General features: G+C 32.7%; 18 protein-coding genes. 10 read left to right on the top strand and 8 right to left on the bottom strand.

The window, feature by feature from the left end:
• Positions 1 to 11: 11 nt before the first annotated feature.
• Complete coding sequence (locus GMA17_RS05175) at positions 12 to 1001, bottom strand: transporter (RefSeq protein WP_248399867.1); 990 nt, start codon at positions 999 to 1001, stop codon at positions 12 to 14.
• A gap of 102 nt (positions 1002 to 1103) precedes the next feature.
• Here GMA17_RS05175 and GMA17_RS05170 point away from each other — a divergent pair, with 102 nt between their 5' ends.
• The 4 genes from GMA17_RS05170 to GMA17_RS05155 are packed head-to-tail and all read left to right on the top strand — an operon-like array spanning position 1104 to position 6578.
• The gene (locus GMA17_RS05170; protein ID WP_248399865.1) at positions 1104 to 1379 is read left to right on the top strand and encodes a DUF4834 family protein; all 276 of its coding nucleotides are present in this window, start codon (positions 1104 to 1106) and stop codon (positions 1377 to 1379) included.
• Positions 1380 to 1408: 29 nt separating this feature from the next.
• Positions 1409 to 3820, top strand: a complete 2412-nt coding sequence (locus tag GMA17_RS05165) for a YfhO family protein (protein ID WP_248399855.1) — start codon at positions 1409 to 1411, stop codon at positions 3818 to 3820.
• The gene (locus GMA17_RS05160) at positions 3795 to 5099 is read left to right on the top strand and encodes a glycosyltransferase family 4 protein (protein WP_248399853.1); all 1305 of its coding nucleotides are present in this window, start codon (positions 3795 to 3797) and stop codon (positions 5097 to 5099) included. The genes GMA17_RS05165 and GMA17_RS05160 overlap by 26 nt, the downstream gene beginning before the upstream one ends.
• A complete protein-coding gene (locus GMA17_RS05155; RefSeq protein ID WP_248399851.1) occupies positions 5100 to 6578 on the top strand; it encodes a lipopolysaccharide biosynthesis protein in 1479 nt (492 codons plus the stop codon).
• Between the two features lie 49 nt (positions 6579 to 6627).
• On the opposite strand, the gene GMA17_RS05150 is transcribed toward GMA17_RS05155, so the two are convergent.
• Positions 6628 to 7740 (bottom strand): hypothetical protein, encoded by a 1113-nt coding sequence (locus GMA17_RS05150; RefSeq protein ID WP_248399849.1) that lies wholly within the window; start codon positions 7738 to 7740, stop codon positions 6628 to 6630.
• Between the two features lie 250 nt (positions 7741 to 7990).
• Positions 7991 to 8707, bottom strand: a complete 717-nt coding sequence (locus GMA17_RS05145) for a hypothetical protein (protein WP_248399847.1) — start codon at positions 8705 to 8707, stop codon at positions 7991 to 7993.
• A 168-nt stretch (positions 8708 to 8875) separates the two neighbouring features.
• Between GMA17_RS05145 and GMA17_RS05140 the strand changes: the two genes are divergently transcribed.
• A complete protein-coding gene (locus tag GMA17_RS05140; RefSeq protein WP_248399845.1) occupies positions 8876 to 9940 on the top strand; it encodes a DUF3667 domain-containing protein in 1065 nt (354 codons plus the stop codon).
• Here GMA17_RS05140 and uvrA read toward each other — a convergent pair.
• Complete coding sequence (gene uvrA, locus GMA17_RS05135; protein WP_248399843.1) at positions 9937 to 12723, bottom strand: excinuclease ABC subunit UvrA; 2787 nt, start codon at positions 12721 to 12723, stop codon at positions 9937 to 9939. The genes GMA17_RS05140 and uvrA overlap by 4 nt on opposite strands.
• A 237-nt stretch (positions 12724 to 12960) precedes the next feature.
• Here uvrA and GMA17_RS05130 point away from each other — a divergent pair, with 237 nt between their 5' ends.
• Complete coding sequence (locus GMA17_RS05130; protein WP_248399841.1) at positions 12961 to 13545, top strand: RNA polymerase sigma factor; 585 nt, start codon at positions 12961 to 12963, stop codon at positions 13543 to 13545.
• Between the two features lie 59 nt (positions 13546 to 13604).
• Positions 13605 to 13751 carry a hypothetical protein gene (locus tag GMA17_RS05125; protein ID WP_248399839.1) on the top strand — a complete coding sequence of 49 codons (147 nt, stop codon included), beginning with the start codon at positions 13605 to 13607 and terminating at the stop codon, positions 13749 to 13751.
• Positions 13752 to 13836: 85 nt separating this feature from the next.
• Here the strand turns inward: GMA17_RS05125 and nth are convergent, their stop codons facing one another.
• Positions 13837 to 14496, bottom strand: coding sequence for an endonuclease III (gene nth, locus GMA17_RS05120; RefSeq protein WP_248399836.1), 660 nt, complete (start codon positions 14494 to 14496; stop codon positions 13837 to 13839).
• A gap of 40 nt (positions 14497 to 14536) precedes the next feature.
• Here nth and bcp point away from each other — a divergent pair, with 40 nt between their 5' ends.
• Complete coding sequence (bcp, locus tag GMA17_RS05115; RefSeq protein WP_248399834.1) at positions 14537 to 14989, top strand: thioredoxin-dependent thiol peroxidase; 453 nt, start codon at positions 14537 to 14539, stop codon at positions 14987 to 14989.
• Between the two features lie 82 nt (positions 14990 to 15071).
• On the opposite strand, the gene GMA17_RS05110 is transcribed toward bcp, so the two are convergent.
• A complete protein-coding gene (locus GMA17_RS05110; RefSeq protein WP_248399832.1) occupies positions 15072 to 15611 on the bottom strand; it encodes a thioredoxin family protein in 540 nt (179 codons plus the stop codon).
• A 12-nt stretch (positions 15612 to 15623) separates the two neighbouring features.
• The gene (locus GMA17_RS05105) at positions 15624 to 17084 is read right to left on the bottom strand and encodes a TonB-dependent receptor (protein WP_248399830.1); all 1461 of its coding nucleotides are present in this window, start codon (positions 17082 to 17084) and stop codon (positions 15624 to 15626) included.
• Between the two features lie 91 nt (positions 17085 to 17175).
• Here GMA17_RS05105 and GMA17_RS05100 point away from each other — a divergent pair, with 91 nt between their 5' ends.
• On the top strand, positions 17176 to 17937 hold the full coding sequence (locus GMA17_RS05100; RefSeq protein WP_248399828.1) for an MBL fold metallo-hydrolase: 762 nt from the start codon (positions 17176 to 17178) through the stop codon (positions 17935 to 17937).
• A complete protein-coding gene (locus tag GMA17_RS05095; protein ID WP_248399826.1) occupies positions 17937 to 18452 on the top strand; it encodes a hydrolase in 516 nt (171 codons plus the stop codon). The genes GMA17_RS05100 and GMA17_RS05095 overlap by 1 nt, the downstream gene beginning before the upstream one ends.
• On the opposite strand, the gene GMA17_RS05090 is transcribed toward GMA17_RS05095, so the two are convergent.
• Entirely contained in the window at positions 18445 to 20172 is a 1728-nt protein-coding gene (locus GMA17_RS05090) for a hypothetical protein (protein ID WP_248399824.1), read from the bottom strand. The two genes, GMA17_RS05095 and GMA17_RS05090, sit on opposite strands and share 8 nt — an antisense overlap.
• Positions 20173 to 20177 lie beyond the last annotated feature (5 nt).

Genomic DNA, 20177 nt, shown 5'->3' with positions numbered 1-20177 from the left:
GCTTTCAGCATCTAATTTAAACCTTCATCAAAATCAGTATCTTCTTTTTCGCGTTTGTTTTTATTTTTACCTCGCGCTTTATTCTCTCGACGCTCTAACTCTTCATCGGCTGATGTACCGTCTTTTCCTTCTTTGTCTTTATGAAAATCTAATCGGTAGGATGCGCCAATAGTAACGCCAAATACAGTAGGCGTGTCTTTTGTATTAAAAGTTAAAGCGGTATCAAGTTGGAAATTTTTACTCCATAAATAAGCTCCACCAAAACGAATTAAATTATCTGCATAAAAATCACTACTTATTCCTTGCGTTTCACCAAATAGAACCCATTGGTCTGTTATAGATTTGGTTAGGGTTAAAATAAATGAGAAATCAGACTGATCTGTTCCTATTCTATCTAAAATAAAATTGGTAACAAATACCCATCCGCTTGAAAAGTTGTTTTGCGTTCCCACCATAACTTTTGGACTAAAGCCTTCTACACCTGCAGCAGTAAACGGATTGTCTTTAGCATCAAAATTGGCACCTGCATAAACGGCAACCGCTGGAATTAATTGCTTCCATTTGAATTTATTATTAGCCTTCCAACTTCTTAAATTTGGTTTCTCTTCACCGGCATTTTTATATGGATCGTATACCAAATATTTAGCACCAACCGTTAGTGTTTTAAAATTGCTAAAGGTTTCGTCGTTAGTAACAATACCTGAATAACTTCTGTTAGTAGATTGAAAGGTCCCTTCCACATTAACTTCTAACTGTGGGAATAAAAAGCCATAGCGAACGGCAAAATCAGCACCAAAGCTTTTGTCTTCTCGGTTTAAAAGGTTGTGGTTTTCATTTAAAATATAAGGGCCAACTTCAAACTGAACCACATTAGTTCCTACGGAAAATGCACTTCTTGAAACACCAGGTCTGTTGGAATTTATAACTTCGGTATATTGCGCGTACGAATAACCTGTTGTAAACGAAACAAGTAGAAATAAATAGGCTTTAATTGATTTCATAAGTTTTTGTTTGATTTCAAATATAGATATTTTATATTTTTTTTAAGTATTTAAGAGGTAATTTAAATAGTAAGAATTGTATTTTTGTAAAAATTTAGTGATATGCTTCAACACGCATCATTTATGGGCTTAATTAAAACAATTTTAATCATATTATTAGTTTGGTACGGGATGAAAATTTTATCGCGTTTGTTTGCACCTGCATTAATGCGCTATGTAGCTAAAAAAGCGGAAGCAAAATTCGGACAACAATTTAATCAGAGACAACCGCAAGAACCTACTAAAAAGGAAGGTGAAACGGTTATTGATAAAGTTCCTCAATCAAATACTTCAAATAAAAACGTTGGCGAATATGTAGATTACGAAGAAATTGATTAATTTTCGCCTTCATTGATTAATCCAATTTCATGCAATTTTCAATAAAAAAATGCCTGCCTCATATTCTTGTTTTAGTAGGCTTTATTTGTATTTCATTAGCTTATTTTAGTCCTGTTTTAAAAGGTAAAGAAATTTACCAAAGCGATATAAAGCAGTATATTGGTATGTCCAAACAGCAAAAGGACTTTAAAGCAGACACTGGAGACGAAACATATTGGACTAATAGTGCTTTTGGTGGTATGCCAACGTATCAATTAGGTGCAAAATATCCTCATAACTACATTAAACAGCTCGATTTAACCTTACGCTTTTTACCCAGACCAGCCGATTACTTATTTCTCTACTTTATAGGGTTTTACATATTGTTATTGACATTAAAGGTCGACTTCAAATTAGCGGCTTTAGGTGCCTTGGCTTTTGGTTTTTCTACCTATTTAATTATCATATTAGGAGTGGGCCATAATAGTAAAGCACACGCTATTGCCTACATGCCTTTAGTTTTAAGCGGCATCATTCTCACATTTCGGAAACAATACATTGCAGGGTTTTTATTAACTGCTGTTGCTATGGCTTTAGAGTTGGTAGCCAATCACTTTCAAATGACCTTTTATTTGATGTTTTTAGTGCTGGTAATTGGTATTTCATATTTGGTAGATGCGTATAAGAAAAAAATGTTACCTCATTATTTTAAATCTGTGGGCATCTTGGTAGCTGCTGTGATTTTGGCTATTGGATTAAATGCTACCAATATCCTTGCTACCCAAGAATATGCGGCAGAAAGTACGCGTAGTCAAAGTGATTTAACCATTAATCCTGATGGTTCGCCTAAAGAAGTTACAACTGGTTTAGATAAAGCTTACATAACAGAATACAGCTACGGACTTTTAGAAACTTTTAATTTATATATTCCTCGATTTTTAGGTGGTGGAAGTTATGAAGACGTCGGGAAAGATTCCGCTACTTATGATTTTTACCTTACTCTTGGTGCCACGCCACTTCAGGCTATGCAAGAAGTTAAACAAACGCCAACATATTGGGGAGATCAAACCATAGTTGAAGCACCAGCATATGTTGGAGCAGTGGTTATATTTTTGTTTGTTCTGGCCTTGTTTTTAGTGAAAGGCCGCTTGAAATGGTGGTTAGTTGGCGGAACCGTATTATCACTATTATTATCCTATGGGAAGAATCTCAGGTTTTTAACCGATTTCTTTATTGATTTTGTACCTATGTATAATAAGTTTAGAGCAGTAAGTTCTATTCAAGTTATTTTAGAATTGTGTATTCCAATATTAGCTATTTTCGGGTTGGTACGGTTATTTAATCCACTTGAAAAACAAGAAGAAAAGCTAAATGCTTTAAAATATACGGCTATGATTACTGCGGGATTAGCTGTGGTATTTTTACTCTTTAAATCGTCTTTATTTAATTTTGTTGGTGCTAATGATGGGGTGTACCGTCAGAATTATGGCCCTCAATTTATTGATGCTGTTATAAAAGACCGAAAAGCATTTTTTACACAAGACACCTTACGAACCTTAATTTTAGTGCTACTTTCAGCAGGAACGATTTTTATGTTTATTAAGGAGAAACTATCTGAAAAAATAGTCATATTCATTTTTGCAGGTTTAATAGTTTTCGATTTGGTTGGAGTAGATAGACGCTATGTAAATAATGATAATTTTGTTTCATCCGTTCAAGTAAACAAGCCGTATCAAGCTAATGCTGCGGATTTAGCGATTTTGAAAGACCCTGAACATTTTAGAGTTTTAGATTTAACATCAGGTGGCGCAAGAGCGTCGTATTTCCATAATTCAATTTCAGGCTACCACGCTGCAAAGTTGAAGCGTTTTAATGAGTTGTATGATTTTCATATTTCGCAAAACAACATTAATGTGTTGAATATGCTAAATGCCAAGTATATTATAGCGCAAGATGATGATGATAATATATTCCCATACACAAATACGGATGCCAATGGAAACGCTTGGTTTATTCGCAGTTTAGAACAGGTTAATGATCCGAATTTTGAAATATTAAAGCTTGATAGTTTAAATACGAAGCAAATTGCAATTACCTCGATGAAAGGATTAGAAAGCAAAACATTTCCTATAGATTCATCGGCAAAGATCCAAGTAGAAATATATAAACCAAACTATATTAAATACCAATCGGAATCCGCTGTAGATGGTTTTGCTGTGTTTTCTGAAATATATTATAATCATGGTTGGAATGCCTATATAGATGGCGAATTAATGCCATATACACGTGTTAATTATGTACTACGCGCCATGAATATTCCGGCCGGAAAACATACAATTGAATTTAAGTTTGAACCAGAAGTAATACAAACAGGTAGCACTATTGCTTTAGCAAGTTCTGTTGTTTTTGCATTATTATGTTTAGGTGGCTTGTTTTATGGATTTAAACGAAAAACAGACTAGTGTGCGCAAAAAGGTTCTTATCGTTACATACTATTGGCCACCAGCAGGAGGTCCAGGTGTGCAGCGTTGGTTAAAATTTGTAAAATACTTACCAGATTTTAATATAGAGCCTGTAGTATATATTCCAGAAAATCCTAATTATCCCATTGTTGATGATAGCTTACTATCCGAAATTCCTGATTCGGTAACCATCATTAAACAACCTATTTCAGAACCTTATAAATTAGCTGGTTTGTTTTCAAAAAAGAAAACAACAACAATCAGCAAAGGCATTATTACCAATGATGATAAACAAACAGCTTTAGAGCAAGCTTTACTTTTTATTCGCGGTAATTTCTTTATTCCAGATGCGCGGAAGCGTTGGGTGAAACCTTCTGTAGCCTATTTATCTAGTTATATTAAAGCAGAAGGGATAGACACCATTATAACAACAGGTCCACCACATAGTTTACATTTAATTGGTTTGGAACTAAAAAGGAAACTACACTTAACTTGGCTAGCGGACTTCCGAGATCCTTGGACAACCATTGGCTACCATAAACAATTAAAGCTTACTAAAGGTGCTGAAAACAAGCATAAGAAATTAGAGCAAGATGTTTTAAGAACTGCCAATCGCATAATAGTAACAAGTTATGTTACCAAAGCAGAATTTGAAGAAAAAACAAACCAGCCAATTTCGGTAATTACAAATGGCTATGATGTTAATCATGTAGCCAAATCTGAATTGGATGCGCAATTTACATTGGCGCATATTGGTTCCTTACTATCCAAACGAAATCCGGAAATATTATGGCAGGCCTTAAGCGATTTGATTGCTGAAAAACCAAATTTCGCAACAGACTTCAAATTGAATTTAGTCGGTTTTGTGAGTGAAGATGTGTTGCAATCTATAGATTCGCATGGCTTAAGTCATTATATAAATGAAGTTGGTTATGTATCACATGAAGAAGCAGTTAGATTTCAAAAAAACTCACAAGTATTGTTGTTAATTGAAATAGATTCGCCGGATACACGTTGTATAATTCCTGGGAAACTATTTGAATATATGGTTTCCGAAAGACCTACAATTGCAATAGGTCCTGCAGGATCAGACGTAGCATCTATTTTAAAACAAACGAATACAGGTAGCTATTTTAAATATGATGATTATAACGCTTTAAAGATGCAAATAGAATTGCATTATGATTCGTTTAAAAGAGGAAGTTTACAAGCGCATGGAATTGGATTACAAAAATATAGTAGAAAAGCATTAACCAAATCATTATCCGAATTATTTTAAATGGGAATCGTAACCAGTCAGTCTATAAAAAATACAATTATCACCTATCTAGGTTTTGGATTAGGTGCCATAAATGTGTTGTTTTTATTTACTGAATTTATAAGTGACGAATATTTCGGTTTAATTACTTATATCTTTTCTACAGCCAATGTTATGATGCCTATTTTAGCATTTGGCGTCCACAATACGCTTATAAAATTCTATTCAACTTATAAAACGCGACAAACACAGAATGGATTTTTAATACTCATGTTGTTTTTACCATTAGCAATTATTATTCCCACAGCCATTATTGGTTTTTTTGCTTTTAATGGTATTAGCACATGGTTAGCTGGAACGAATGTCATAGTTGTAGATTATGTTTGGCTCATTTTTATTTCGGCCGTTGCCTTTTCTTATTTTGAAGTGTTTTATGCTTGGTCTCGAGTGCAAATGCAAAGTGTTTTTGGAAATTTCATGAAGGAAGTTTTTCATAGAGCTGGAACCATGATTTTATTGTTCTGCTTGTATCTTGGTTTTATAGATGTTGAGCAACTTATTTATAGTATAACAGGTATTTATATTATTCGTGTGGTTATCATGAAGTTATACGCGTTTAGTTTGCGGTTTCCGTCCTTTAACATGGTTAAAATTCCAAATCTTTCATCTGTTTTAAAATATACTTCACTTATAATTATAGCAGGTTCCGTTGCTAATGTTATTTTGGAAGTGGATAAGTTTATGTTGAATAGATATGTAGCTATTGAATATGTAGCTTACTATGGTGTGGCTATATATATTGCGTCCGTAATTGGTGTGCCCAGCCGCTCTATGCATCAGATAATTAGTCCGCTAACGGCTAAATTTTTGAATGAAAGAAATAGAACAGAGTTGGATAAATTATACAAAAAAAGCTCGTTGAGTTTATTTATAATTAGTGGATTTATTTTCCTGCTTATTATCTTAAATATTAATGAATTATACAATTTCATTAATGAAAACTATGCGGATGGGATTCTGGTTGTTTTTATAATAAGTCTCTCTAAACTAACCGATAGTTTATTAGGGAATAACAATGCTATTTTATTTAATAGTGATTATTACCGAATGGTTCTTGTTTTGGGTGTATTTTTAGCTGTACTAACCGTTCTTTTAAACATGGTGTTTATTCCTATATATGGCATAAATGGCGCTGCTTTTGCAACTTTTTTAGCTATATTATTGTACAATATTGCAAAACTATGGTTTGTAAATGTTAAATTGAAAATGCAACCATTTACCTGGAATACCGTTAAAGTTTTAGTTCTCTTACTTGTGAGTCTAGGTATATTTTATTTCTGGGATTTTCCATGGCACCCCATAATTAATATAGGATTAAAATCTTTATTAATAACTGCCTTTTATGGAACGGTTGTTTATACTATGCATTTTTCTGAAGATATTACCCAGCTCATCAATAACATCATCAAACGTATTAAAAGAGAAAATCCCACGATGTAGCTTTGAGGCATACAAATCGCAGGACTTTCTTACTAACCAACCAAAATTTTTATCTTCTTCGACTAGTGTCCGATTGTCTGGAATTACTAGTAGTTTTTCTTTCTTTACTATATGTACGAGATTTAGGAGCCGTTGGTTTTTTATATGCCTGATTTTTTTTATTTACCCGTTTAGATTGCGTTCTAGAGCTAGTACTTTTCCTTGAACTGTTTTCCCTTGAGCCGTACGCAGAAACTTTTCTATTGTTAGTTCTTGTACTTGCCTTACTATTGCTACGAGTTCTAGGTTTTGAGCTTGCTTCGGTTTTACTTCGTGCATTACCATTTGTTTTCAAGGTATTAGAACGTCTTGAGTTTGTATTTCCTCTAACGGAAGTCTCATTAGCTCGACTTCTAGGCGATTGCTGCACCGCATTATTTCTACTTCTAGGAGCTTGTTGTGAAACCGAGTTTCCACGTCTATTTGGTGTTCTTGTTGCTAATTCGGAACGCCTAGTTATGGTATTGCCTCTTCGACTAGCAACGGCACTCGTACGTCTGTAATTATTGGTGAAGGGTGTAGAATAACTATAACGAACAGGTGTGTAATGCTGTCTGTATGGCCTTTTATAAACTACGCAATAATCATAAGCCGGAACGCGGTAATACCTGTGCCAAGGTCTATACACATAAATGCGGTTATAAGGGTTGATAAAACCTGTACAGTACGTGAATTGGTTATATCTATTATAATGAACATACATACCGCCAACACTCACCAAATAACCAAAACTATTGTAGCGCAAGTTTACATCTCCAACACGAGTTACACGACCGTAATAATCATAATAAACAGGAACATGTTCAATTTGAATTATGGCACCAAACTCATCGTATTGTACAAAACCATTATAATCATAACCTGTATTAAAACTAATGCTTACATTGGGTGTATTAACGGTTACATTCACATTATTCGTGTAATTCGGCATATGAAAATCAAATTGCCCATCCGGAAATAACGAAAACTCGATTCCGCCTTCAACAAAAATGAAATTATTCCCATTACCAAATCCGCTATTATTTATTTCATAAGGTTTTTGGTCTGGTATATCGTTTGTATTGGCCATGACTGCTGTACTTGACACAAATAGTATCGAAAGTAAAAATGCTAACTGTTTCATAATTGTTGTGTATTAATTAAACTCATATGTAATAAAACAAACAACGTGCCAAAATACTTGCACAATTAGTATGTTGTTGATATTCAATAAATTAAAATTTAATTAGAGCTTTAAAATTGAAAGGTTGGTGTTTGTAATTTCTACTAATTGAACAACTCAAGAAAAAACAAAAATCCCAAATAATCGTTTTCGGATTACTTGGGATTTTTCACTAACTAACTAACTAACTAACTAACTAACTAACTAAAACTTATCTTTTCCGCTTTAATGGCTGCGTTTTTATTTTAGAATTATTTGTTTTGTCTTTTCTGTAGTAATAGAAATCTTCTGAATTATGGTCATTATAATTATAATCAGAATGTGTATTTGTAGAGCCATGATTTATAGTACAACCATATATACCACATAGGTGACACATATTACTAAATGGACTTACAAAACCATGTTGACTAATAATTTCGCCCCAATGGTTATAATTAATATGTAATCCGCCTACTTGTTTTAACAAGCCATTTCGGTTATAACTCATATAGATTGAGCCAGCACGTTTAATTTTTCCGTTGCGGTCGTAATTAATAAATACATTCCCAATTCGTCTTACTTGTCCGTTGGCATCATGCGTTACAATGACACCTTGATTTCTTGGAGCTGCATATCGTACGCGGTTATTGGTTGCAGGTGCACCATAGGTAATATTTACAGAACCACGTTTTGTATGTGTTGAACTCCTGTAGTAATAATTACTTTCAAAGTGACTTGCCTGTGAATTCGCATTTGTATTGAAGTCAAAACTACCATTTGGAAAAATCATGAATTCAATGCCACGTTCTATAAAAATAATTGGCTGCGCATAGCTAGGGTTCAAAATTACTAAATCATCAGCTGTAGAAACAGACCGATTTGTGTTTGCTGTTACAGTTGTTAATCCTATTAACAAAGCTGTAATTAAAAGTACTTGTTTTTTCATCGTATTAGGATTTTGATTATGCCTACTCATAAGCTTTTCGGCTTTCGCTATGTTATAAATAGTATTCAATTGTCGTGCCAAAATAATAACTTGCTAACATTCAGAAATATATATAGGTGTTAAAGACGAATAATTTATTTACTTTTATCTGTACCAACTTTTTCATATATGCCAACTACAAAATACACCTGTAAAAACTGTGAAGAATCTTTTAATGAGGACTATAAGTTCTGTCCAAATTGTGGGCAAAAATCTAAAGATAACATTACGTTAGGTGTACTATTTAGCAATACTATAAGTAACTACTTTTCAGTAGATGCTAGATTCTTTAAAAGTTTTATCCCCTTAATGTTTAAACCGGGCTATTTAGCCCAACGTTTTTTGGAAGGCAAACGACTGCTGTATTTACATCCGGCACAATTGTATTTGTTTATGTCGGTTGTATTTTTCTTCTTGTTCTCATTTGTTGCTAATGAACAAGCAGAAACCATTGATACATCTATGGAGAAAAGTTTTGATCAAGCTAAAGTGGTAGTGGATTCTTTAACATTAAAACCTGTAGATTCTTTACAACTTGAAAATTATATGAAACCCTATTTAGAAAAACATGAAAAAATGGGCATTTCAAATAAAGAACTTAAAAATTTAGATTCTATTATAAACAAAGGAGAGAGCACAAAGCCAGTGTTTAATTTTGGTTTTAATCAAACAGAAATTGATTCATTAATTAGAGTAGGCGCATCCAATGAAACCATTTATAAGCACATGGGACTAGAGGAAGATGCTGGATATTTAAAAAAACGTTCTTATGAGCAAGCGCTCAAGTTTTTTAAAACTAAAAGTGGTGGTTCTATATTAAAACGCTTTTATGATACGCTTCCGTTTGCTATGTTTTTCCTACTGCCAATTTTTGCACTCTTACTTAAACTTTTCTATTTTAAAAAAGGCACGTACGCTATTCACTTGGTTTTTAGTTTTTACTTCTTTGCGTATTTGTTCACGGTGTTTAGTATTCTTTTACTTTGTAATTTTATTTGGGAAGGATTCCCTGGTTGGTTGACCTTTTTGGTTATGTTATCCACATTTATATACCTTTTTATTGCATTAAAGCGGTTTTATAAGCAAGGGTGGTTTTTGAGTTTTATAAAGTGTAACGTAATTGTTTTTATATTTTTCACTTTATTATTTCCAATAACTTTTTTCTTGGGGTTTTTTGCTTTTTTGTATTATTAAAGCTTTTCTTTAAGGTATTTACCCGTAATAGATTTTTTATTTTTAACTAATTCTTCTGGCGTACCTTCAGCAATAAGATAACCACCACGTTCACCACCTTCTGGTCCTAAATCAATAATATAATCGGCACATTTAATCAATTCTAGATTATGTTCGATTACAATTATGGAATGGCCTTTTTCAATTAAGGCATAAAAAGATTTTAGTAATTTTTGAATATCATGAAAATGCAGACCTGTTGTGGGTTCATCAAAAATGAATAAGGCTTGATCACTTTTACTACCTTTTCCTAAAAATGTAGCTAATTTTATGCGTTGAGCCTCACCACCAGAAAGGGTAGAGGAGCTTTGCCCTAGTGTTACATAACCCAAACCAACATCTTGTAAGGGTTGTAGTTTTGTTTGAATTTTTTTCTGTTCGGTCTTCGTGAAAAAATCAATGGCATCATCAATAGTTAGGTTTAATATATCATCAATAGATTTGCCTTCAAATAGAACTTCTAATACTTCTTTCTTAAAGCGTTTTCCATTACAAGTTTCACAAGTTAAATGCACATCTGCCATAAATTGCATTTCAATAGTCACTTCACCTTCACCTTTGCAGGTTTCACAACGACCACCATCTACATTAAAACTAAAATGCTTGGGTTGGTAATTCCGAATGTTACTTAATTTCTGACTCGCAAAAAGCGCGCGAATATCATCATAAGCCTTGATGTAAGTCACCGGATTTGAACGTGACGATCTTCCTATAGGGTTTTGATCTACAAATTCAATATGTTTTACATTATTGAAATTTCCTTTTAATTCCGAAAATTGCCCTGGTTTATCACCAAAGTCCGTTATTTTCTTTTGTAAAGCAGGATACACAATTTTTTTAATCAGTGTACTTTTTCCACTTCCAGAAACGCCTGTTACAACGGTTAGCATACCAAGCGGGAGTGTGACATCAATGTTTTTTAAATTGTTTTCTTTGGCGCCAATAATTTCAACCGCATATTTAGACGTGCGTCTTTTTTCAGGAATTTTAATTTCCAAATCACCATTTAAATATTGCGCCGTTAAAGACGACGATTTTAAAATATCCTGAAACGTTCCAGTGGCAACCACGTTACCACCAAATGTGCCGGCTTCAGGGCCAATATCTATAATTTCATCTGCAGCTTGCATGATATCTTCATCATGTTCTACTACAATTACGGTATTACCTAAATCGCGCAAAGCTTTTAAAACATCAATTAAACGTTCGGTATCTTTTGGGTGTAAACCAATACTAGGCTCATCTAAAATGTACATGGAACCAACCAAACTACTTCCTAAACTGGTAGCTAAATTAATTCGCTGACTTTCACCACCCGAAAGTGTATTGGATTTTCGGTTGAGGGTTAAATAACTTAAGCCCACATTATCCAAAAAACTTAATCGGTTGTTTATTTCTTTTAATAAACGCTTTGCTATTTGAGTATCGTGCGCATTTAATTCGAGGTTTTTAAAGAAATCGGCTAACGAATCCAAAGGCATGTCTACCAAATCGGTAATGGTGGCATTGCTAATTTTTACAAAATCCGCTTCAGGACGTAAACGTTTTCCTTTACAGGTTTTACACTTTGTTTTTCCACGATATCTAGAAAGCATTACCCGATTTTGAATTTTGTAGGCTTTGGATTCTAATTCGGCAAAAAAGCTATTTAAGCCTTCAAAATATTCATTACCATCCCAAACTAATTGTTTTTGGTCAGGCGTTAAATCATAATAAGGTTTATGTATAGGGAAATCGAATTTGTGCGAATTATTAACCAGCTGATCTTTATACCAACTCATACTATCACCGCGCCATGCAAATACAGCGCTTTCATAAATGGATAAACCCGTATTTGGAATAACCAAATCTTCATCAATTCCAATTACATCGCCATAACCCTCACAGGTTGGACAAGCACCATACGGATTATTGAAACTAAATAAATGAACATTTGGTTCTAAAAAATCAATACCATCTAATTCAAATTTATTACTAAAATGTTCTTGTGTATTTGTGGAAAGTGATTCAATATAACAATTCCCTTTTCCTTCAAAAAAGGCCGTTTCAATAGCATCAGCTAACCGGTTGTAAAAATCTTCTTCGTTTTTGGTAATGACACGATCTACAACCAAATAGATATTTTCCGGTTTTTCATTTATATCAAAAGCCTCATCAATTCTCACCACAGAGTCATTCACTTTAATTCTGGCGTAACCTTGTTGATTAAGTACTTTTAATTTATCGGCTAATGTTCTGTCTTTTTCCAAAAAAATAGGAGCGAGAAGGAGGAGTTTTTCACCTTCAGGAAAGGCTTTAATATGGTTTAAAACATCAGCAACGGTATCTTTTTTAACCTCTTTACCAGATTTAGGCGAATAGGTTTTACCAATTCTAGCAAACAGTAATTTTAAATAATCATAAATTTCCGTTGTTGTTCCAACAGTAGAGCGAGGATTGGTAGAATTTACTTTCTGCTCTATGGCAATAGCTGGCGCAATACCTTTAATATAGTCTACTTTCGGCTTATTTAAACGACCCAAAAACTGTCTGGCATAACTAGATAAGCTTTCTACATAACGTCTTTGCCCTTCGGCATAAAGTGTATCAAAAGCTAAACTTGATTTACCGGATCCTGATAATCCTGTAATTACCACCAATTTATTCCGAGGAATAACGACATCAATATTTTTTAAATTGTGCAGTTTAGCACCCTTAATGATGATGTTTTCTTTAGGGTTGACTTCGGAAATATTAGTATTCATAAGCTATTGGCAGAATTAATTGTGCAAAGATACTACAACAAAATACCATTAAAAAATAGAATGTATTGCAAATTATTTTAGTGAAAAATGAAAATAAGTTTGTTTTTTTAAAAGATATGTTGTTATATTTGGGTTCTATAAACCTAAAAATCACAAGAGTAGCCTATACGTTTAACATTACTTTATAATATCTTTTTAACCCCAAACCAGATTTTTTCTGGTATAAAAGTAATGATTATGCAAAACAATCTTATCACGGATGCTACCTTGGTTACCAGTTATATACAGGGAAATGAGCAAGCTATTGAGGTCTTAATCAATAGGCATAAACAACGTATTTTCAGTTTTATTTATTCAAAAGTTTATGATCGGGATATTGCTGATGATATTTTTCAGGATACCTTTATAAAAGTTATTAAAACTTTAAAAATGGGTAAATACAATGAGGAAGGGAAGTTTTTACCTTGGGTTATGCGTATTTCTCATAATTTGGTGATAGACCATTTCCGAAAAAACAACCGTATGCCTAAATTTAGTAATACGGGTGATTTTAATATTTTTTCCGTTTTAAGTGATAGTACTTTAGATGCAGAAAGAAGTTTAATTAAAGACCAAGTGGAACATGATGTGCGTCGTGTGATTGAAGAATTACCTGAAGATCAAAAAGAAGTATTAATGATGCGTATGTATAACGACATGAGTTTTAAAGAAATATCAGAAAAAACAGGTGTTAGCATCAATACAGCTTTAGGAAGAATGCGTTACGCACTAATTAATATGAGAAAGATAATAGATAAACATAATATAGTTTTAACTAATTGATACAATATATTTTAACTTGTTGCGTTAAGTAGAGTATAAACCAAAAAAAATGAATTTTAATGGCAAAACTTTACTCTCAAAAGAAACCTCAAAATCAAGTTAATTTAAACCCAAAAGAGGAAACTGTAAAATTTCTTCTTGATTATTCGAAGGCTTTAAGTGTTATAAATTGTAATAAGATGAAGTTTGAAGCGCTTCTCAACTAAACTTTGAAAAAGTCCTGATTAGTCTCAGGACTTTTTTTTACATTTCTGCAGAGGCAGCAATCTTTTTTTTTCAATGATCTATATTCTATTTTTTGTTTTTAGAGTAGTAATCATTCAACACCGTTTTTCTGCCTATTGTTTTAGTAATAATATCTTTGTCTAAATCCCAACCACGAGCAGGTGAATAGTCCCTGCCATACCAAATTATCTGTAAATGCAAATCGTTCCAAAGTTCCTCGGGAAATAAACGTTTGGCATCTTTTTCGGTTTGTACCACATTTTTACCATTGGTAAATCCCCAACGATACATAAGTCTATGAATATGTGTATCCACTGGAAACGCGGGAATACCAAACGCTTGCGATAATACCACAGCAGCTGTTTTATGACCAACAGCAGGCAGCTCCTCAAGCTCTTCATAGGTTCTCGGAACTTCACCATTATGTTTATCAATTAATATATGAGATAAGCCATAGATTCCTTTACTTTTCATGGGCGATAAGCCGACAGGCTTGATAATTTCTCTGATTTCCTCAACCGAAAGTTTTATCATATCATACGGATTATCGGCTTTTGCAAAAAGGAGTGGTGTAATTTTGTTAACACGAACATCGGTACTTTGAGCCGACATTAAAACGGCAATCAGCAAGGTATATGGATCTTTATGGTCTAAAGGCACTGGAATAGTTGGATACAGTTCCTTTAACGTTTTTATAACGAAATCTACCTTTTCTTGCTTGGTCATAAGTTGTATTTTTACAGAAATTGATTTAAACAAAGATACTATGACAAATTTAAAACCCGGAGATAAAGCACCAGATTTTACAGCAAAAGACCAAGATGGAAATAGCATTTCTTTAAGCGATTATAAAGGAAAGAAACTCGTGTTATTTTTCTATCCAAAAGCCAGCACGCCAGGTTGCACAGCGGAGGCTTGTAATTTAAGTGATAATTATAGCCGTTTTCAAAAGGCAGGTTATGATATTTTAGGCGTTAGTGCAGATAGCGCAAAAAGACAATCAAATTTTAAAAATAAATACGATTTTCCCTATCCCTTATTAGCCGATGAAGATAAAGCCGTTATTGAAGCCTATGGCGTTTGGGGACCCAAGAAATTTATGGGCAAGGAATATGATGGCATTCATAGAACCACATTTATTATTGATGAAAAAGGACTAATTGAAGATGTTATTACCAAGGTAAAAACCAAAGCGCATACGGATCAGATTTTGGGTTAAAAATTAAAAAGCGACCTGTTAGGTCGCTTTTATTAAAATTATATAAGAATGATTTTTATTCAAAATCATAAGCTAAAACGGACTAATCCGCATAAATATGCTGATAGTCATTAGTTGTAAGAATAATAAGTAAGTCTTCTTCTAAAGTCCGAATAGACATTTCAACAATCCGATTTAATTCCACACCATTTTTATAAATAATAAAAGTAGGAACGTGACTTACTTGATACGTTTCTTCAATTTTGGAAGGTGATAGTTTATTAGCATCTAACGCGTAGTAATCAATGGTGTTTTCAGATATATGTAATTCATCCAATATTCTAGCAAATCGCGGAACATCACGCTGACTATCGCTACACCAAGTGCCCATAATTATTTTAAAACTTAAATTTTTAGTTGGAATACGCTTTAGCATTTCTATAGTCTGGCTATCTAATTGATAATTTTCGAAATTATCAGAAAACCATAGATTAAACACGGTATTACTAACCAATTCAGATCTAGAAATTTCACCAACTAAATCTTTTGGAGTTATTTCAGCTTCAGATGACACATCTTGTGCTTTACACGTAAAGAAAATACCAAAACAGAAAAACAGAATTACTATTAATTTATGGCTCATATAAATGAATTTTTATATATCATCTGGGTGAATCATTTCTTCTGTTTCACAACCAAACAGACTTTTTTCTTTAATTAATCTGGAAACACCTTCTGGCAACATGGTTTCCCAACCTTCTTCACCATCTGATATTTTTTTAAGAACATTTCTTGAAAACACGTTTAAAACAGAACTGTCATAATCTGTAATATCCACAACTTTACCATTATACTTGAAAAACTTATAAAGTTCTTTCATACGTGGATGTACTTTTAAGTTTTCACTATTGGTAAGTTCGCCATTTTCATCTTGCATAGGGTAGAGGTAAACACGTAAATCTTTGAAAAACAATTTTCCAAAAGCTTCCAAAATACCACCACTTAAATGGCGGTAATATTTCTCGTCAAAAATATCAACCAAATTATTGACACCCATCGCTAAACCCATACGGCTCTTGGTATATTGTGAAAAATATTCTACTAATTTATAATACTCTTGGAAATTAGAAATTAAAACCGTGTGTCCTAATGAACATAGTAATTTGGCCCGATCCATAAAATCTTGCTCATCAATTTCACCTTCTGCACGTAAATTAGATAGGGTAATTTCAAAAACAACCTGTGTTTTATTAGGGTCTACTTTATTTTCTTTTAAAAACATGGCGTGAGATTTCTCAAACATGTCTATATTTACTTTTGTAACAGGTCTGAAACTACCACGCAATGCTAAAATATTCTTCTTATAAAGTACACGTGCTGGCAATACATTATTACCATCTGGTGCAAACATAACGGCATCCGTCATGCCATTTTTTACTAATTGCAAACTCATTAATCGGTTATCCACATCCTTAAATGCAGGACCAGAAAAGTTAATGGTATCAATTTCTAATTGATCCTTATCTAAATGATCGTATAAATAACGGAGCAATTTTTTAGGTTCATTATGCTTATAAAAAGCACCATAAATTAAATTGGTGCCTAAAATACCCAGTGTTTCTTGTTGTAAACGCGCGTCGTTTTCTTTAAACCGTAAATGCAATGAAATTTCGTTATACTCATGCTCATCGGGATCAATTTGATAACGAATACCTACCCAACCATGACCTTTGTATTTTTTAGCAAAATCTATTGTAGCAACCGTATTGGCATAGGAAAAGAATAGTTTATTAGGGTGCTTATCACGAGGTAAGCGTTTTTCCATTAAATCAATTTCATGATATAACATTTTTAATAAACGCGCTTCAGTAACATAACGACCATCGGTTTCTATGCCATAAATGGCATCACTAAAATCCTTATCATAAGCAGACATGGCTTTAGCAATTGTGCCAGAAGCTCCACCAGCTCTAAAAAACTGACGCACGGTTTCTTGACCAGCGCCAATTTCAGCAAATGTTCCGTAAATATTTTCATTTAAATTTATACGGAGTGCTTTGGTGTTTAATGACGGTATTTCATCAAACTCTTTATCACCTTTTAAGCTAATTTCCATTGGGAATTTCAGTTAATTATAAGTGACAAAGGTATTAAAACGGGTGGTCAAACAAAAAATTAACCCTATTTTTGTTTCAAAATAAATACGATTGAAAATTACATTTTTAGGTACTGGGACATCTCAAGGAATTCCTGTTATAGGAAGTACAAATCCAGTATGTTTAAGTACAAACCCAAAAGATAAACGCTTACGTGTTTCTGTTCTAGTAGAATGGGATAGTTATACCTATGTCATTGATTGTGGGCCGGATTTTAGACAGCAAATGTTACGCGCCAAATGCACAAAAATTGATGCGGTTATTTTTACTCATGAACATGCAGATCATACGGCCGGATTAGATGATATTAGACCATATTTTTTTAATCAAGGTGCTATTCCAATTTATGCACATAAACGTGTTTTAGGCGAATTAACACGGCGTTTTGATTATATATTTACAACCGAAAATAAATATCCAGGTGCACCAAGTGTGGTTCAACATGAAGTGAAAAACGAAGCATTTCCTTTAGGCAATATAGAGGTTGTTCCTATTAATGCCAAGCATTATAATATTCAAGTGTTTGGGTATCGTTTTCAAAATTTTGCATATTTAACGGATATTAAAACAATTGAAGATTCTGAATTACAGAAATTAAAAGGCTTAGATGTTTTAGTGATTAATGCGTTGCGTGAAACCGAACATCCATCCCATTTAAATTTGGAGCAAGCATTGGAAATAATAGCATATTTAAATCCCAAACGGGCTTATTTAACACATATTAGTCATTTATTAGGTTTTCATGACGCCGTACAACAAACCTTACCGGAAAACGTTTTTTTAGCTTACGATAACTTACAAATTACCATATAATGAAGAATAAAATTTTTATGTACCTGTTTATATTCGCACTTCTTTTAGTGGTGTTTCAATATGTAAACTCCAAGCGTATTTTAGACTCTTATGAGGGCATCATAGACAAAAAAGTTGCACATTTTGAACGCGATGCTCAAAAATATAATGATACCATTTCGGGGTTACGCGATCAGGTTTTAAACTTATCTGAATTTTCGGTAATGAATACAGAGTCTGCTTTAAGTTACTTTGAAGATAGAGGTTATCGTGTAAGTGAGCTGATTCCGTTTATTAAAGATGAGTTATACGAACTTAATTTAGTAAAAGGTGAGGAGCATCCTTTAATTCCTTATCCCGCACTAAATGGTGGTAAAATGATGATTGACCAAATACGCGTACTAAACCATAAATGGATTATAGCCAATTTTACCGATGGAAAATATTGGGGTGAAATATTAATTACCTATGATTTATCTGAAGATGAACAACTAACATTTAAAGTAGCGGAAGCATTTTTGTATCCGTTTAATTAACATTAAAATAGGTTGCCATTTTTATATGTTTTCCGGTATTGGTATATCCCTCTAATATTACTTCAAAAACACCAAATTCATCAGAAGTGAAAAATTCAAAATAATAAGGTTCATTATTTGAATTATTCAAGTTTACATTAGGCTTCCAAAATAATTGCGTTCTATAATCAGGAATGCGTTTATCTATCTTACTATTATAGTTAGGACTTTGATAGGTTTTTAGATTGGATAGGTTTAAAATTTGAATATCATCCTGAACGCTATTCAATTTAAAATCTCCTTGTTTAGATAGGAAAGAAATAACGCCATTATAAATTTCAGTTCCATAAACGTACAGACCAGTAACAGTGCTAATACTTTCAAGTTTGTTAGTATTAAAATCAATTATGTCATTTAAATTCTCAATATAAAACCCATCAAAAAGTACTAATGGTTTTAAATTTAAGTTGTTATTAAAATAAATATTTCCATAATCAGGAATATTAAATTCATATCTCCCATTTTTTTGAGATAAGGAAGCGGTGTTTACTATTTCAACTATTGTTTCTTTAATTGTTGGGAAGCGATTATAATCATCTAAATAAAACCGTTTTTCTAAAGTGTTAAAAAATGGTTTTATATTTGTATCATAATTAGAATTGGTAATTACAGAATCCAAATATACATTTTCTATTTGATTATTAATACTTCTTGTTGTTAACCAATTTTTGATGTTCGAGTTCAATTCAACACTGTTAAATTTAAAATCATTATAATCATTAAAACCCTCCTCATTTAAATATATATCGTACTCCTTAAAGTTTTTCTCTTTAACCTGTATGAAAGCGTTAGAACTATTGAAATGTTCATTTAATATGAAATGAAAATCTCCCCTGCGGTTAGTTCTCGTATTTTTAAAATAAAACTTTTTGCCCGGAATGGATAAAGAAACCAGTTTGTCTGATACTGAAATATTATCAAGAGATGTTAACCTACCACTAATAATATCACCGCGCAACTCGGGTAAAAAGTAGGTTTTCATAGAAGTTTCGGTTTTTTTTTCATTTTTATGATCACTTTTTATGAAAACAGAATCAAATTTTCGTACGGATAGACTAAATAGTCCGTTATAAGCAGCAAGGTGATTTTCAGATATATTTATAGTTACCTTTTCTCTGGTAGTATAATTTTTTTTATTAGTGGAAACCAAAATTGGATTAATTGATTCATTCATTGAGAAATCATTATGGTCTGTGGTTATTTTAGAAATAACAGCCTCACTATTGATTTTTCTTGGTATTTGATGTTTTGAACTAAAGGGGTTAATAATGTAAATGTCTTTTTCCGCAAAACGATTTGAGTCGTTATTTTTAGACCAATTGGTATAGGCAATTAGTTTGTAGTGGCCTGTTTTTATATTGGAAGAAAGAAAAAAATCCCCAAAAGATAAACCTGATTCACTTTTTAATTTTTGTTTAAGAATGACATTGTGATTGTCCCCAATTAACTCTACGTACGTAATTTTGCTTATTGAGCTATAAGTTTTTGTACCTGTATTGAAGTTTGATATTTGAAAATGTAAAAATTCCCCAACAACTAATAAGTTTGTATTTGTGTGTATTTCTATTTTTTCTACAGGAATTTTATTTTTTAAATATAAATATTCCGCCTTACTTATTTGACCGTAAAGTGAGCAGTTAAAGCAAATAGCGCTAATCAATAATATAATTTTTGTATTCATTATTT

It is taken from the genome of Bizionia sp. M204 (assembly GCF_023205095.1).
In the GTDB taxonomy this organism is placed as follows: domain Bacteria; phylum Bacteroidota; class Bacteroidia; order Flavobacteriales; family Flavobacteriaceae; genus Algorimicrobium; species Algorimicrobium hallyeonense.
This window is presented reverse-complemented; position numbering and strand designations above follow the sequence as displayed.